Genomic DNA, 15,451 nt, shown 5'->3' with positions numbered 1-15,451 from the left:
ACGGGGGATAAATCCCCCGTATAACAGCTCAAGTCGGTTGAAACCGACTAAAATATTTGTCCTGTAAAGCTTTCAGTCGGTTTATAACCGACTTTAACTATAAGGCGGGGACTTAAGTCCCCGCCGGGTGATGCAACCGATGTAACATGTCATTTCCTTAGTTTACCCCCCGATCCGGCGTGAGTTTAAACCCATCCTCGAACTGCGCCCAGCGATCGGGCGGCAGATTGCTTGACTGTTCGGGGTTGGGTTTGGGAATATTAGACAATGGAATCGGTGGAATTTTGAGATAACCACAGATTAGCTTACAGAATAACTAGAGGTTTGCTTGTGTTTAAAAAACTGCAGCGAAAAATACATTCTTACTTGATAAATTGGCAGAAGTCATATTTAGCACAGACCCCACCCGAAGAAGTCTTGCATCAATTAAAGCGCTTCTCGTTTAGCCCTTTTCGCTATGCCGCCAGTTTGAACAATTTGGCGCTATTGTACGACGAAATGGGGCGGTATGCCGATGCCGAACCGCTTTTCCTGCAAGCGAAAGAGATTCGCAAAGTACAGTTGGGGGAGAATCATCCCCACTATGCTACCAGTTTGAACAATTTGGCGGGATTGATGGCGGCAACCGATTGCCCTCACGAAGCATTCCAACTCATGCAGGAAGCCGCACAAATCAAAACCCGGATTATCGGCGAAATCTTATCCATTAGCAGTGACAGGCAACGCCTGGAATATATGCAGCAAAACCAAAGTGACTTGTACGTTTTTCTCTCTCTCGTCACGCAATACTTGCCGCAGGATGCAGCAGGGAAACGGGCGGGGTTGGATTTGGTGTTGCGGCGCAAGGGGTTGGCGACAGAAGCGGGGATTGTGCTGCGAACTTCGATTTATGGGGGACGTTACCCTCACCTCAAGCCAGAATTCGAGAAATTGCGGCAATTGACTCAGCAAAGAGCCTATTATACTTGGCAGGTGCCGACGCAATGGGAAGGGTTGCCGGCGTATCGGGAACAATTGGCCCAGTTGACCCGGGAACAAGAGGAAGTCGAACGATCGCTCAGTCGCCAAATTCCGGAAATGAACCTGCAAGTGCAATTAAACAATGCCAGTCGCCACGCCATTGCAGATATTCTCCCCGAAGGCTCAACTCTGGTGGAGTTCGCGCGATTTCAGGTATATAATTTCAAAGCAGTGAAAGCGAATGGCGATGCAGAATGGTTGCCGGCGCGGTATCTGGCGTTTGTGTTGTCTGCGGGGGATGCGGAAGGGGTGGAAATGGTGGATTTAGGAGAGGCGGAGGATATCGATCGCCTGTGTCGGAGGTTCCGCAAGTCGGTTTCGGGAGAGGGCGATCGCGCGTTGGACTTGGGGGAAATTGAGGAGGAAACCCCGGTGGGGACAAGGCAATTGCCTCACATACCGGAAACCTTCACCACACCGGAAGGGCAAGCGTTGTATCGAAAACTCATCCACCCGCTCAAGCCATATCTACAACCGCAGCAGACGCTTTATATCGCCCCGGATGGGGAACTGGCAACCCTGCCATTTGGGATTTTGTCGGCAGAGGGTACGGCATATTTGATGGCAGAATACGCTTTGCGTTACCTGAGTGGGGGACGGGATTTGCTGCGTTTCAATTTCCCGATTCCGGTGAACCATACCGCACCTTTGGCGATCGCGAATCCGGATTATAATTTGCGGGTGGAAACTGGGGAAACTCCCCCATCCGGTCAGAGTGAGAATTTCGCCACCCAGACCCCTGGGGCGGGGGGTCGGGATATGCGATCGCTCTCGGAAGAATTACAGCGCCACAAGCAAGGCGATCGGTTCAAACCCCTGCCGGGGACGAAAATTGAGGCAGAGAACATTGCCCAGCTATTGGATGTGCCGATACATACGGAGGCGCAGGCGGTGAAGTCTTTGCTCTCGCAGTGTCACTCGCCGAAAATCGTTCATATCGCCACTCACGGCTATTTTCTGGAAAATGTTCGCCTCCCTCTGCCCTCATTTCCCATGAGTCCATCGCCAATGGATTTCGCCGGCTTGCAGGATCCGATGACGCGATCGGGGTTGGCGTTTGCCGGGGCGAATACGGCATTGCAAGCGGGGGAGTTGCCTGCGGAGGCTGAGGATGCCCTACTCACAGCACAAGGTGCGCTAACCTTGGATTTGACCGGGACGCAGTTGGTGGTGTTGTCCGCTTGCGATACGGCGTTGGGAGATTTGGCGATTGGGGAAGGGGTTCTCGGTTTGCGGCGATCGCTCATCCTGGCAGGTGCGGAAACTGTGGTGATGAGTCTGTGGAAAGTTCCCGATGTCCCTACGGCGATTTTGATGAAGCGGTTTTATCAAAATGTGCTAGACCGGGGAATGCCGCGCACCAAGGCTCTAGAAGAAGCCCAGGCACACTTAAAATATATAACAGTGGCAGAACTGCGCCAGCACTGGTTAACCGAGGCGGCGATCGCGGCAGTGGAGCGCGTCAGTTATCCCAGTGCCCAATTATTGTGCGAATTGCGCCAAAAACCAGACCGCGATCGGCCTTTTCTCCATCCACAATATTGGGCGGCATTTGTCTCCATCGGCAACCCAGGGGCGATGCATTCAGCAGTGGGAAATTAATCTATCACATTGTTATATTACATCAACCTGGCGGATTGAAATTTACCGCTTTTGTGATTTTAGCTCGCTGCCAATTTTTTCAGCACAGGACTATGCCTTAACCCTAGGGGAGATTCGGATTTTAATTATTTAAAAATGATAAAGCGGTAGATCGGGTGGCGCATTCCCCCCTGGTGGGAACGAGTGAAACCAAACCCTGTAAATTATTTTGCATCAGTGCTTATGATATCAACTCGGGACGAATAGGTAAAAAAAATTAGTCCCCTTCAATCGCCCGGGTTTTATCTTCCCCTTTTTCGCCATTTCCCCTACCCTGGGTCACCGGTTCCCTGGGTTGGGGTGGGGGGCGCAGTGGAGTCCCGAAAGGTTGGCCGATGCACAAAAAGGCAAAAAAAGCAAGCGAAAATTGCCGATTTTAGCAATTCTTCAAAAATCAAGGCAAAAACCGGGAATCTCGCCGCTGGTGGGTAAAAGGGGAAAGATGAAGTGGCAAAATGGTTAGCTAGACTACACCTATAAACCCGCATTGTAACGATTCTGAGGCAAACTAAGGGAAGTGATATGGGCAAAAACCGACGTCAAGCGGGTGGCATCAATCAATGCAGGAAGAATTTATGGAGAATACCCAGTTGCCCTCTCTGGTGAGAAGGGTGTTTCAATACAGGGACTTGGAAACCGAATCCACCGAAGCGGAGTATGAGGCGTGGCGATCGCGCTTCATGCGAAAGCGCCTGCGTTTGGGATTGTGGATTGCCCTGGTTGCCTTTTTCTCATCCACCCTTTTGCAACTGGGCAACCTACTGTTTCAAACCCACGAGTTTAGACCCGACTGGGTGCGATCGCAGGTGGCGATCGAAATCAGTTTGCTGGTCTTTTTGCTGCTACAGCGCAGTTCTTTTGGTCGTCGCTACCCCAGTGCCATTTTCCTGGGATTTTACTGGTCCGTCACCATTATCCCCCAAATTCCCTACACTTTAACCGGTAGTGCCGAACCCGATATTCTCGTTTGGACGTTAATGTTTTTCGGACAAGCTACCCTGATTCCGGTTCGCTGGTCTCTCCACCTGATTTCCCAACTCGGCGTTTTTGCCTACTATCTCGGTCTCAATACCGCCGTGGGCGTTCAATTGTCCACCCCCGCCGATTGGATGAGTCCGGCAGTTTTAGCCTTATATTTCTTCTGGGTTTGTTTTGTCGGCGATTTGTCGGTTTATCTGTACGAAAGCTTACAAAAAGCCGAATTTAAAGCCCGTCGCAATTTAGAAGAAGCCTACCACAAACTCGAAGCCGAACAAAAACTCTCCGAGAGTTTGTTGCTTAATATTTTGCCGCAATCGATTGTGGAACGGTTGAAATCAGAACCGAAAACTCTGGCGGATAGTTTTACCGATGTGACCGTGTTGTTTGCCGATATTGTCGGGTTTACGGAACTTTCTTCGCGCATCTCGCCGCCGGAATTAGTGGAATTGCTCAATCAGATTTTTTCCGAGTTCGATCGCTTGGCGGATTTGCATGATTTAGAAAAAATCAAAACCATTGGCGATGCATATATGGTGGTAGCGGGACTACCAGAAGATCGGGAAGACCACGTCCAAGCGATCGCGAATATGGCTTTAGATATGCAACAAGCGATCGCCAGCTTCAACGCCAACACGCAACAAAATTTTAGCATCCGCACCGGCATCGCCACCGGTCCGGTGGTGGCGGGAGTAATCGGCATCAGAAAGTTTATTTACGACCTGTGGGGAGACACGGTAAACCTCGCCAGTCGCATGGAATCCCACGGCATCCCCGGGGCCATCCAAGTCACCGAAGACACCTACAATCGACTGAAAAACGAGTATTTATTTCAAGAACGAGGGCTAGTTAAAGTTAAAGGAAAAGGAGAAATGAAAACCTATTTACTAACGGGCAGAAAAGTGGAGAATTAAGCCAATCAAACTCAAGAATTTCAATCATCTGTGTTTCTTTCACATTGATGTATGATTCCGGCAGCATAATACATAATTTTGGAGCGGTATAAGCGAGACAACCGAACGAAATAGTCCGCGCAGGCGGACTATAGCGCTGTCGCCCCACGCTAAAGTCTGTGACTCGGCGCGATTTCAATTCCCCGCTTTAATCCCCCACTTTCCGAGCCAAATTTGCCACCACGGAAACCAACTGCTGAGGTTGGATGGGTTTGGGCACATGCAGTTGATAGCCGGCGGAAAGCGCGCGGATGCGGTCTTCTTCGCGGGCGTAGGCAGTGAGAGCGGCGGCGGGAATGTCGCCACCTTGCTGCGGGGACAGCGCTCTCACGCGCCGGATGAGGGTATAACCATCTTCTCCCGGCATTCCGATATCGCCGATCGGCACCGTAGGTTGCAGTTGCGCTAACAGAGCGATCGCTTCCGGGGTAGAGGAGGCGGCGGTCACTTGTGCGCCATATTCTTCCAGTGCGGCAACCAGGAAATCCCGGGCATCGGGTTCATCATCGACGATTAGCACCTTAATCCCGGATAGAGCCTCGGATCCATCCCCCGGGTCAGTAAAAGTAGCGATGATGTTCCCGTCAGCGCGATCGCGCGGTTCGTTCACCAAGGGAAACTCGAGGATAAACGTGGTACCGCATCCCGTGCCCTCACTATCGGCGCGAATAGTGCCCTGGTGCAGTTCTACCAAGTTGCGAACGATCGCCAAACCCAAGCCCAAGCCACCATGCGATCGCGTGGTATTGCTTTCTGCCTGACGGAAGCGCTCGAACACATACGGGAGAAACTCGGCAGGTATGCCTTTCCCGGTATCGATGACTTGAAGTTGCGCCATACTGTCCACCTGCTGCAGTCGCACTTTCACCCCGCCGCCATCTGGGGTAAACTTCACCGCATTGGAGAGCAAGTTCCAGATAATTTGCTGCAAGCGACCGCTATCTCCAGACACCGCACCCACAGCGTCCAACTCGCACTCCAGTTGAATCTGTTTGGCTTGTGCGCTAGAGCGCACCGTCTCCATTGCCGCCTCGATAGGAACTTGTAAATCGATCGCTTGGCGATGCAGGCGCACTTTGCCGCGAATGATACGCGAAATATCCAACAAATCTTCAATCAGTTGGGTTTGTGCCTTAGCATTGCGTTCGATAATTTCCAGCGCTTTCTGAGTGCGCGCGGAGTCGAAATTGCGACTGCGGAGCAACCGCGCCCAGCCCAAAATCGCATTCAGGGGAGTTCGCAACTCGTGAGACACAATGGCCAAAAACTCGTCTTTCATGCGGCTTGCCGATTCTGCATGTGCCCGGGCGGCTTGTTCCCGTTCCAGCACTTTTGCCCGTTCTGCCGCCACCTGCTTGCGATCGTGAATATCGGTAAAGGTACCAAACCACTTAACAATTTGCCCTTGGGGGTCGCGCAAGGGCAGCGCCCGCGCTAAGTGCCAGCGATACGCTGCTTCCGTGGCGCGCTGAATCCGACACTCGATTTCATAGGCTTCCCCGGTTTCCAGCGCTTCGCGCCAGCGAGCCACGCATTCATGCAAATCCTCCGGATGCAGCACAGTTTCCCATCCCCACCCTTCGCTTTGCTTACGTCCCAAGCCCGTATAATCAAACCAGCGTTGATTGTAGTAATCCAGCCAGCCATCGGGTCTAGCGGTCCACACCATCTGCGGAATCGCTTCTGCCAAAATCCGATATTTCTGCTCGCTGGCTTCTGCTGCGGCGCGTGCTTGCTGCGCTTGTGCCAGCAATCGTTCCCGCTCCCGTTCCGCTTGCTTGCGATCGGTGAGGTCGTAGAACGTGAGAACGCCGGCCAGGATTTGACCGGCCAGATTTCGCACCGGTTTGGCACTCACGCAGACGATTCGCGCTTCCCCATCCCCGCGCCGGATTTCGATTTCTTCCTCGGAGACGATTTCTCCGCGTTCGATCGCCCGCGCCATCGGCCATTCCTGCGGCTCGTAGGGGCGATTGTCCGGGTGAAACCCGAGATACGCTTGATACTCCTCTACGTTCTGCGACTGGGGCATGGGAGCGTGCCAGATTTTCTCCGCTTGGGTATTGCAGAGTATAATTTTCCCGGAAGGAGCCTCGGCAACGAGCGCCCCGGCGGGCATCTGTTGTAGCACTGCTTTTAACAATTGCTGCTCGAACTCCAGTTGTTTGAGCAAGCGATCGCGTTCGAACTCTGCCTGTTTGCGCTCGGTGATATCGAGAAGCACGCCGCTCATGTGAGTTGCCCGACCCCGTTCATCGTAATACGCCCGTCCTTTGGCGGCGATCCAGCGCCAAGTGCTATCGGGCCAGATAATGCGATATTCGATATCGTAATCCTGCTGTTGCACGATCGCAGTAGCGAGCGCCCGCCGTACTCGCTCGCGATCGTCTGGATGCAGGCACTGCATGACTCGTTCTAACTCAAGTTCCGATGTTTCTTCCTCTAACCCGAACAGTCGTTTGCTTTCCTCGGAAACTAACATGATTCCCCGAGAAATCTCGTAAGTCCACAGTCCTAAATTCGCCCCTTCCAGGGCCATCCGCAGGCGTTCTTCACTTTCGAGTAAGGCAATTTGCGATCGCTTGAAATCCGTCACGTCGCGCGTCACAGCCAGCACCGATTCCACGGAACCATCCGCCGCACATTCCGGAATCAGACGGGATTGAAAATAATTTGTCACCCCACCCGGTCCGCTAAAATCAAATTCATGCACGCGCTCGCAACCGGTGGCAAATATCTCTTGCAGATTCGCTTCCCACTCAGCGGTTTTTTCTGTGCTAAAGCCTAAGTCTGCATGGGTTTTGCCGATAAAGTCCTGCGCTTTTATCCCAGTAACGGGTTCGATCGCCGGACTCACGTACAGGTGGCGCAGTTCTCGGTCCAATCGCGCCACAATATCCGGTGAATGTTCCACCAATGCTTTGAATTCCCGTTCCCGACGAGACAATTCTTCCTCAGTGCGCTTGCGATCGGAAATATCGCGCCAGGTGGCTACAAAACCATCTCCAAAGCGAACCCCTCGAATATCGAAAGCTCGGGATAAATAATTTTTCCCGAAGTTATCTTCATAAATGAGGGATTCTTTCACCAAAGGTTCTCCAGTTTCCACCACTTTCCGGTACTCTTCAAATAACCCATTGTCCCGGTGCGCGGGAAAGATTTCGCAGAGGTTTTTCCCAATTTGTTGTTCTCGGGTCAATCGGTTATTGATGCAGGCGGCAGCATTTACATAATCAATTTTGAAGTCTATAATTTCGCCCGAGGAATCTCGAATCGCCGAATAAATACCAAAACAATCGAGCAGGTTTTCCACAGAAGTGCGGAACAGTTTTTCTCGGGTTTGTAATTCGGCTTCGATTTCTTTGTCTTTGCTGATATCTAACGTGCTGCCGATAACGCGAACTGCTTTTCCGGCAGCATTGCGGACGATCGCCCCTCGGTCGGAGACGTACAGGTAGCCCTGGTTTTTATGCAGCAGTCTATATTCTATCTCAAAGCGGCTGTCATTGGCGATCGCCTCCTGTATTTGGTCGAAAGTGTGAATCAGATCCTCCGGATGAATGCGCGATCGCCACCAGCCTTTGGTAGCTTCCACCTCTTCCGGACGATACCCTAACAGTTCGTATAAACTTTCACTGCGTTGCACCTGGTTCGTCTCCAGATTCCATTCATAGATGACGCAATTTACAGCTTGGGCCGCAATTTGGAAGCGTTCGTTAGCTTGTTGGTACTGGATTTCGCCCTGTTTGGTTTCGGAGATATCTTCCACCAGTCCCACCACCGAATTCTCACTTGGGGCGCGATCGCCCAGGGTTCCCACCCGCACCCGCACCCACCGAATCGATCCGTCGGGGCGAACCAGGCGATATTGTGTCTCATACTCCCCATCCGGAAGCTGTTCTAATGCGGAAAGCGCCCGATCGCGATCCTCCGGATGAATCGCCTCTACAAACGCATCCGGGCGATCGTAAAAACCCCGTGCCGGGCGATCGCAGAGTTGCTCGTATTTCGGACTGACGTAGACAATTTCCCTCAGATGGCGATCGGCGATCCACAGCGCTTGCGAGTAGTTTTCCGCCACCTGGCGCAAGGGATCGACCCTCCTGGATTTTACCGCTGCGATCGCCCCGACGATCGCCCCAGCTTCTAATAAAAACAGCCCTAATGCCAACCATTGCGACCCCGACCCCCCGAAAAGGGAATAGGCGGGACCGACAACAAAATAATCGCCGCACAGGGCCGCCAAAACCGTCGCCAGAATTCCGGCGTCCAGACCCCCATACCAGGTACTGACGGCGATCGCCCCCCCCAACAACCCAAACGGCGACTCGCCACCGATCGCAGACGAGAGCAGCAACTTGAGAAAGATTGTCAGGAAAACGGCTAATCCGGCAAAACTATAGCGGAAAACAGAGGAACGGGATAAGTTTATCATCGATCTGTTCGCTGACTTGAGGAAAATTTGGGAAACGCTTTTCGGTAGTTTTGGATAAAACACTCTCTATTGTGGCATAAATAGTTCCAAAAAGAAAGGGTGTCCGCTTTTTGAACTGCAATTTCCCCAATCTATTCCTCTAGATAGATTCGCTGGCGGTGCCCAACACTAATCTTAAACCCTACAGGTAAAATAACCGGTGTTTATCTCCTAGCTATCCCTCCTCTCGCCAATGGTTTGCTAAGCGTTCATTTATATTTAATCCCCAATCTCTCTCGACAATTACACAAAGAAAAACAGCGATCGCCTAAGTCGCGATCGCTGTTTTTCCGACCACTTATGCTTTCGATACAAACCCGCCAAACACCGCCAATCCAAAATATTTCCAAGGCACCTCCGCAACCTCGAACCCTGCGGTTTTCAGCATATCCAAATGAGCCGATAAACTCGCTAATTGGTCTTGGGAAGAATACCCTTGGCTGACACTTTTACCCAATTTCGCCCGCACCTCGGTTAATGTCGTTCCCTGAGCTTGCGCCCATTCCTCGCGCACTGTCTTGTAAACCTCGGTTAAAGCAGGAGATTCCGGTAAAACCGGATCCGCATTCCAAAAACAGCCGCCTTGCGCCAGATTGTCACAAATCCACCCAAATAACTTCAATTTCATGCGATCGCTCAAATGGTGAATTGCCAAAGATGAAACGCAGGCATTAAACCCTGCACTCGGCGCAATGTTCACCTGTAAATTCGCTAAATTGCCAAAATCCGCCTCTATCCATTTCACCCGCTGTGCATAACCCGCCGCTTCGATTTTTGTCCGCGCGACTTCTAGCATTCGCGAAGAATAATCCACCGCAACTAACTCCGCTTCCCGATAGCGAGACAGCAGCTTTAAGCTTAGCTCTCCCGTACCGCAACCCAGTTCTAATATCTGTTTGCTGTTTCCCGGGATACAGCGCACCAGGCTGTCTAAAATTTCATCATATCGGGGCAAAAGCTGCCGAATTCCCGAGTCGAAATCCGCAGTATTAGCAAACACCTCCCCGGGGAAAATTTCGGTTTTCGCTTCGGCGATCGCCTCTTTTGAAGAATTGGCCACTGGAGATTCCTGGGAAGAATTAGAAGTCATAGAACTTAGAAAACCTAGGGATTACATTTACACTTTCAATTACCATAGCATAAGCTGCCTTTCCGGAACCATAAAGTCGTAAAATTTCTCGAAAATCTCCCAGAGCTGTGACACCATAATTCAACCCCTACCGCGCCAATCCGCGAAAACCCAAATCCCCTATTCTCTTTGTGCCCTAGGCTTCAAATACCACCCACTGCGCCCCGAGGGGCGATCGGCGCAATTCTCCTGCTTTCCTCCCAGGGAATATAGCAGGTTTCATTCGCACTCCAACTGCGCCCACTACAGGAGTGAGGAATGCAGCAACCGATACCCCGGAATAATTCAAACTGAACTACACTGAAAAAGGTAAACAAATAGCTAGAAAAAAGCCCGAGCGAACCGATGAAACCGATTCTGATTGTCCTCCATCAAGCAACATCAACCCCGGGACTGGTGGGGGAAGTTCTCCAGCAGAAAGGCTACGAACTCGATATCCGCTGTCCCGCCGAAGGAGACGAACTCCCCCCCAAAATGGACGGACATTTGGCGGCGATCGTCTTTGGCGGTCCGATGAGCGCCAACGATAGCGAAACCTTACCCTTTATCCGCCAAGAATTGCACTGGATACCCATCGCCCTCCAGTCAGAAAAGCCATTTTTCGGCATTTGTTTGGGCGCGCAATTACTCGCCAAGGTCCTCGGAGCAAAAGTGTCTCCCCATCCGGAAGGTATCGCCGAAATCGGTTATTTTCCCATCACGCCAACCGAGGCGATCGCACATCAATTTCCCTTTCCTCAATACGTTTATCACTGGCATCGCGAAGGATTTGAACTCCCTGCTGGCGCACAATTGCTGGCCACAGGAAAAACCTTTTCCAATCAAGCATTTCGCTACGGAAAAAACGCCTACGCGGTTCAATTTCATCCGGAAATTACCCGCAAAATGGTCAAAAAATGGACAAGGCTTGCTGCTGATATGTTAACGTTACCCGGCGCGCAATCTCGCGATCGCCACTTGCACCATAATCGTTTATATGCTAAAGAATCCGAACTCTGGCTGCGAGAATTCCTCGAGAATTGGCTCGCCCCAACTCATCCCAATCTGTTCGGCAAATAACGGGTAAGAAAGCATTTTGACTCGTTACCAGACTCATGTCCGGTCAACCTGAACTGAGGCTCCGTCTCTTCCCAGTGGTGGTGCGGTGGGCATTGCCTACCCTACGATTTTTACTTAAAACATATTGGAGAATAGTTGAGTGGATTTAGGATGAAAATCCAGGAGGAATTACCCTCAACTTTCATACCAATTACTGGTGGGCACCGCCCGCCAAACAAACACTCCTTTCCACTCGGCATTCGGCGGATTTTGTTCGTACACTTGACAGCGATGCATAAAGATTTCCGAGGCTTTATCCTGGGGGTCTAAGCGGTGGGTTTCCTCAAACACTTTTAATGCTTCGCTCCACTGTCGCTCTCGATAGAGTTTTACGCCTTCAGAAAACAGACGTATAAACATTTTTGTGTAGGAACTGAGGTTATCTTTTTCCGAGATTAATTCGTAGACGCCCACCGGTTTTCTTTTGCCTTTTACCGCCACAAAATCCAGCAAGCGAACTTCGATATAATCTTGGGCTTGCTCATAGGTAGACTCGCTAATCAGAATTTTCGTTCCGTAATACTTGTTTAACCCTTCTAATCGACTGGCCAAATTTACCGGATCGCCGATCGCCGTATAATTGAGCCGTTCTTCTGCACCCATATTGCCCACGATCACATCGCCGGTGGCAATCCCGATGCGATCGTGAAAGACTGTTTTCCCCGACTTTTCCCACTCTAGCGCCAGTTCAACCATTCTTCGCTGAGTCGCCAACGCCGCATGACACGCAAGCACCGCATGATTATCCAAGGGAGTCGGTGCCCCCCAAAATGCCATAATCGAATCGCCAATATACTTATCCACTGTTCCTTTATAGCGAAACACGATATGGCTCATTTCGCTGAGATATTCGCCTAATCCTTCCACCAATTTTTCCGGTTCTAGATTTTCTGCGATCGCCGTAAAATTTGCCAGGTCGGAAAAATAAATCGTTAACTCCCGCTTTTCCCCTCCCAAACAGGCTTCTTTATCCAGGGATATCAATTCTCGCACCAAGCTAGCCGGCACGTATTTTTTAAAAGAGCGCAATCCCTTGGTCATATTATAGAATGCTTCTCCCATATTTTCTACTTCAATTAAAAAAGATTCTACTTTTTTGTCTGAAGTTAACTTAAACTGCTTGATTTTATCAGTTTCTCGCGCCAGCAGTGCCAGAGGGTGGGATATTTTTTGCGCGAATAAAAACCCCAAAATTACTGCTGTAGCAACCAAACCGCAAGACATGGCAAAGGCGATCGCATTATTCAGATGCACTTGAGCCATAAAATCTTTTTCCGGCACGATCGCGCCGATAAACCAATCCAAACCGGTTTGTGCCGGAAACGGTGCGTACATGGCCAGGTACTTTGTGCCATCCAAATAAAAAGAGAAGTAAAATGGCTCTTGCTGTTGCAGCGGGGAGTTTTGCATGGTGGCGACAGTTTGTTTGAACTGCCGAAACGAAGCCGCGATCGCCGGATCTCTAACATTTTCTACCAAGATTGTCCGATCGTTGCCTTCCATGTCTGGGTCGGGGGATTGCATCAGTTGCGACACCACTTCTTCGTCCGGTTGAATCGGTAAAGCGATCGCGCGATCGCGGTCGTTAAAAATAAATGCTTTCCCCTCTTTACCAATGGTTAATCTCCCCAAAAAATAAGACAATTCGGCAATCGTAATATCAATTCCCATCACCCCTTCCAGATTGCCCGCGCTATCGTAAATCGGTGCTGCGCTAGAGATGCCCGGTTGGAGATCGGAGTAAAAAATATAAACGTCCGTCCAAATAAATTCTCCTTGCGCGATCGCCTTTTCGTACCAAGGGCGCGATCGCGGGTCGAACCCCTTTTCTGCTGGTTCCACCACTTGGGCTGGATATATAGTTGACCATACTTTATTCTCGTGCTGCCAAGTGCTAATCGCTTCCTCACCCTCCCGGCTTACCGTTTTCACGCTATAACTGTTATCCGGCATCCGCTTAAGCATGATAAAATCTCCCGAAGTTTCGCCATAGGTCAGGGTAATAAACTGCTCGTTAGCTGTCATTAACCCCGAAAAATATTGAACCAGCTCGTCGCGATTTTCCGGTTGAATTAAATCATTTTGGGTGAGACTAACATTAAGCTGAGACCCTCGAACTGCCCCCTTTAAATAAGTCAAGGTTTTCTCAATTACCCGATCCGAGATTTCCCGCATTAGATTAATCGTTAACAGTCGAATGGAATGTTGACTGCCCAGGTAGGAGACTACCCCCACCATACCGGAAGACAAGACAACCAGCAGCGTCAACAGTGCAAGAATGCTAACTCGAATCGTTATTTTAAGTTTAGGCATAGTCCACTCAATCAAATCCTTCCATACTATCCGATCGATTCAAACCCGCAGACGCGCAAAGCAAAAAAAGAGACAAGGGCAACTTGGGATTTTCGCGATCGCGCCCCAATCCTTGCCACGTTCAGCCCGGATCCGCCTGCATCGAATCCTTTCACCATTGTAAAATCCAGGGACAGCTTCCACAAATTCCCTGATTGACCCTACCCCCAATTCCCTTTCCGGCACGATCGCCCTACAGCTCCCCGCCACTCCACCCCCAACGCGGTTGACCTCATGGCATTCGCGGAAAATTTCAGATAACCGCCTCGATAGCGAGTGTAAATTATTGGCATAAAAAATCCTGGGGATATTCTTAAGGAAGTTTCCATTATGCCTACAATTGACAAGGCGCGATCTCTCTCGGGCGAAGTAATTTCTGTCTAGCTGACTCTTTTACTCCCAGCCTCGAATCACCGAAGCTTGGATGAGCGATCGAGAATCCCAGACGATAAACTTACGGCGATCGCGTCATTCTTACTACAACTCTAGGGAAAAATGAACTATTCTCAACCCGGAAACATCGTCTTTTGTGACTTTGATGGCACCATCACTACCGAAGATACCTTCGTCAAAACGATCCGCAAATTTACACCAGAGATGACCAGAGAGTTACTGCCAGAAATTTACGCATTGCGCCTTTCCCTACGCCAGGGAGTGCGACAAATCCTCGAATCCATTCCCTCCCGGCGATACCCAGAAATCATCGAATTCATGCGATCGGAACCCATACGATCCGGTTTTGTCCCCTTTCTCGAGTTTCTCGAAGCACAAAAGGTGCCGGTGGTCATTGTGTCTGGCGGGTTGCGCGTCATAGTAGAAACTGTACTCGGAGAACTGGTGGATCGGGTACTCGCCATTCACGCCATTGATGTAGACACGAGCAAGGAATATTTGCAGGTACATTCCGATTTTGAAGCGGATACAGAACTGGTGTCTAAGGTAAGAGTCATGGAGAAATATCCCGCAGCAGAACAAGTTGCGATTGGCGATTCGGTGACGGATTTAAACATGGGTCTGACTGCATCGGTGGTGTTTGCCCGCGATCGCCTTGCGGAATATCTCGCAGAACGCCAAAAGTCCTATATTCCCTGGAATGACTTTTTTGAAGTGCGCGATCGCCTCGCCGAACGCTGGAATTAACTACCCCCGCAACCTTAACTTACATTTTTATCCCTCGATTCACTCGGCGTTGGTCAAGTTAACCGAACTGGCGCGGATTTTTCCGATGTTGCCGTATGGCTGGTTTGTTATAGAAATATTATTGCCACTTAAGGTGGTTTCCAGGAAACCGATTAAAACAGCAAGCGTGACGAAGGAAACTGATAATTGCTTCACTCGTCACGCTTGACTTATCCCAGTATGATTCAATTGTAACTTCTAGATTTAGAGACTCTTCGTTTCGTTTGATGGTGCCAATAGGCAGTGAGAATTTTTGGATTTGGAGGACCGGCCAAACAAACAACTCTCAGACCCCGGAGAACGTCCACAAATTTTGCATAAGGACTTTTTTCCAAACTGCGATCGTTGAGAGTAAAAACCATTGCTCCTCTACTAAATGATTTTTCTCCATACATTAACGCTACCTTTATCATCGCATTACTGATGGCGCGTTGCTGTTGTCTGCGTTCTAAATGATTGATATCTTTTCGGCGATGCACCGCCATCAGAATACCCACGCGGCTTTTGTTAGCATCTTGTTCGAGCAATTGGGCGATTTTTTTGTTGGAATCCATCGATAACGCCTCCTAGTTGGTGATAGATGTGTATGGTTTTGAGAAAGAAGTTTGATTTCATGTAAGTCAATCA

10 protein-coding genes are annotated in these 15,451 nt (G+C 50.2%); 5 read left to right on the top strand and 5 right to left on the bottom strand.

Annotation, left to right across the window (positions count from 1 at the left end; all coding sequences use genetic code 11):
* Positions 1-330: 330 nt before the first annotated feature.
* The 3 genes from LKK83_RS10150 to LKK83_RS10140 all read left to right on the top strand — a co-directional run bounded on the left by LKK83_RS10150 (position 331) and on the right by LKK83_RS10140 (position 4,553).
* On the top strand, positions 331-2,622 hold the full coding sequence (locus tag LKK83_RS10150; RefSeq protein WP_324630977.1) for a CHAT domain-containing protein: 2,292 nt from the start codon (positions 331-333) through the stop codon (positions 2,620-2,622).
* A gap of 367 nt (positions 2,623-2,989) precedes the next feature.
* The gene (locus tag LKK83_RS10145; RefSeq protein ID WP_324630976.1) at positions 2,990-3,124 is read left to right on the top strand and encodes a hypothetical protein; all 135 of its coding nucleotides are present in this window, start codon (positions 2,990-2,992) and stop codon (positions 3,122-3,124) included.
* Between the two features lie 112 nt (positions 3,125-3,236).
* Positions 3,237-4,553, top strand: coding sequence for an adenylate/guanylate cyclase domain-containing protein (locus LKK83_RS10140; protein ID WP_324630975.1), 1,317 nt, complete (start codon positions 3,237-3,239; stop codon positions 4,551-4,553).
* A 187-nt stretch (positions 4,554-4,740) separates the two neighbouring features.
* Here the strand turns inward: LKK83_RS10140 and LKK83_RS10135 are convergent, their stop codons facing one another.
* Together LKK83_RS10135 and LKK83_RS10130 are read right to left on the bottom strand one after the other, a co-directional pair.
* Complete coding sequence (locus tag LKK83_RS10135; RefSeq protein WP_324630974.1) at positions 4,741-9,027, bottom strand: PAS domain-containing protein; 4,287 nt, start codon at positions 9,025-9,027, stop codon at positions 4,741-4,743.
* A 337-nt stretch (positions 9,028-9,364) separates the two neighbouring features.
* Positions 9,365-10,156, bottom strand: a complete 792-nt coding sequence (locus LKK83_RS10130; RefSeq protein ID WP_324630973.1) for a class I SAM-dependent methyltransferase — start codon at positions 10,154-10,156, stop codon at positions 9,365-9,367.
* 384 nt (positions 10,157-10,540) lie between these two features.
* Here LKK83_RS10130 and LKK83_RS10125 point away from each other — a divergent pair, with 384 nt between their 5' ends.
* Complete coding sequence (locus tag LKK83_RS10125) at positions 10,541-11,254, top strand: glutamine amidotransferase-related protein (protein ID WP_324630972.1); 714 nt, start codon at positions 10,541-10,543, stop codon at positions 11,252-11,254.
* A 174-nt stretch (positions 11,255-11,428) separates the two neighbouring features.
* Here LKK83_RS10125 and LKK83_RS10120 read toward each other — a convergent pair whose 3' ends face one another.
* Positions 11,429-13,606, bottom strand: a complete 2,178-nt coding sequence (locus LKK83_RS10120) for an adenylate/guanylate cyclase domain-containing protein (protein WP_324630971.1) — start codon at positions 13,604-13,606, stop codon at positions 11,429-11,431.
* 534 nt (positions 13,607-14,140) lie between these two features.
* On the opposite strand from LKK83_RS10120, the gene LKK83_RS10115 reads away from it, so the two are divergent.
* Positions 14,141-14,785 carry an HAD-IB family phosphatase gene (locus tag LKK83_RS10115; protein WP_324630970.1) on the top strand — a complete coding sequence of 215 codons (645 nt, stop codon included), beginning with the start codon at positions 14,141-14,143 and terminating at the stop codon, positions 14,783-14,785.
* Positions 14,786-14,824: 39 nt separating this feature from the next.
* Here LKK83_RS10115 and LKK83_RS10110 read toward each other — a convergent pair whose 3' ends face one another.
* Both LKK83_RS10110 and LKK83_RS10105 read right to left on the bottom strand, forming a co-directional pair.
* Positions 14,825-14,980 carry a hypothetical protein gene (locus tag LKK83_RS10110; protein WP_324630969.1) on the bottom strand — a complete coding sequence of 52 codons (156 nt, stop codon included), beginning with the start codon at positions 14,978-14,980 and terminating at the stop codon, positions 14,825-14,827.
* A gap of 29 nt (positions 14,981-15,009) precedes the next feature.
* A complete protein-coding gene (locus LKK83_RS10105) occupies positions 15,010-15,378 on the bottom strand; it encodes a DUF4258 domain-containing protein (RefSeq protein ID WP_324630968.1) in 369 nt (122 codons plus the stop codon).
* Between the last annotated feature and the right edge of the window lie 73 nt (positions 15,379-15,451).

This window comes from Phormidium sp. CCY1219, assembly GCF_035615515.1.
In the GTDB taxonomy this organism is placed as follows: Bacteria; Cyanobacteriota; Cyanobacteriia; order Cyanobacteriales; family Laspinemataceae; genus CCY1219.
This window is presented reverse-complemented; position numbering and strand designations above follow the sequence as displayed.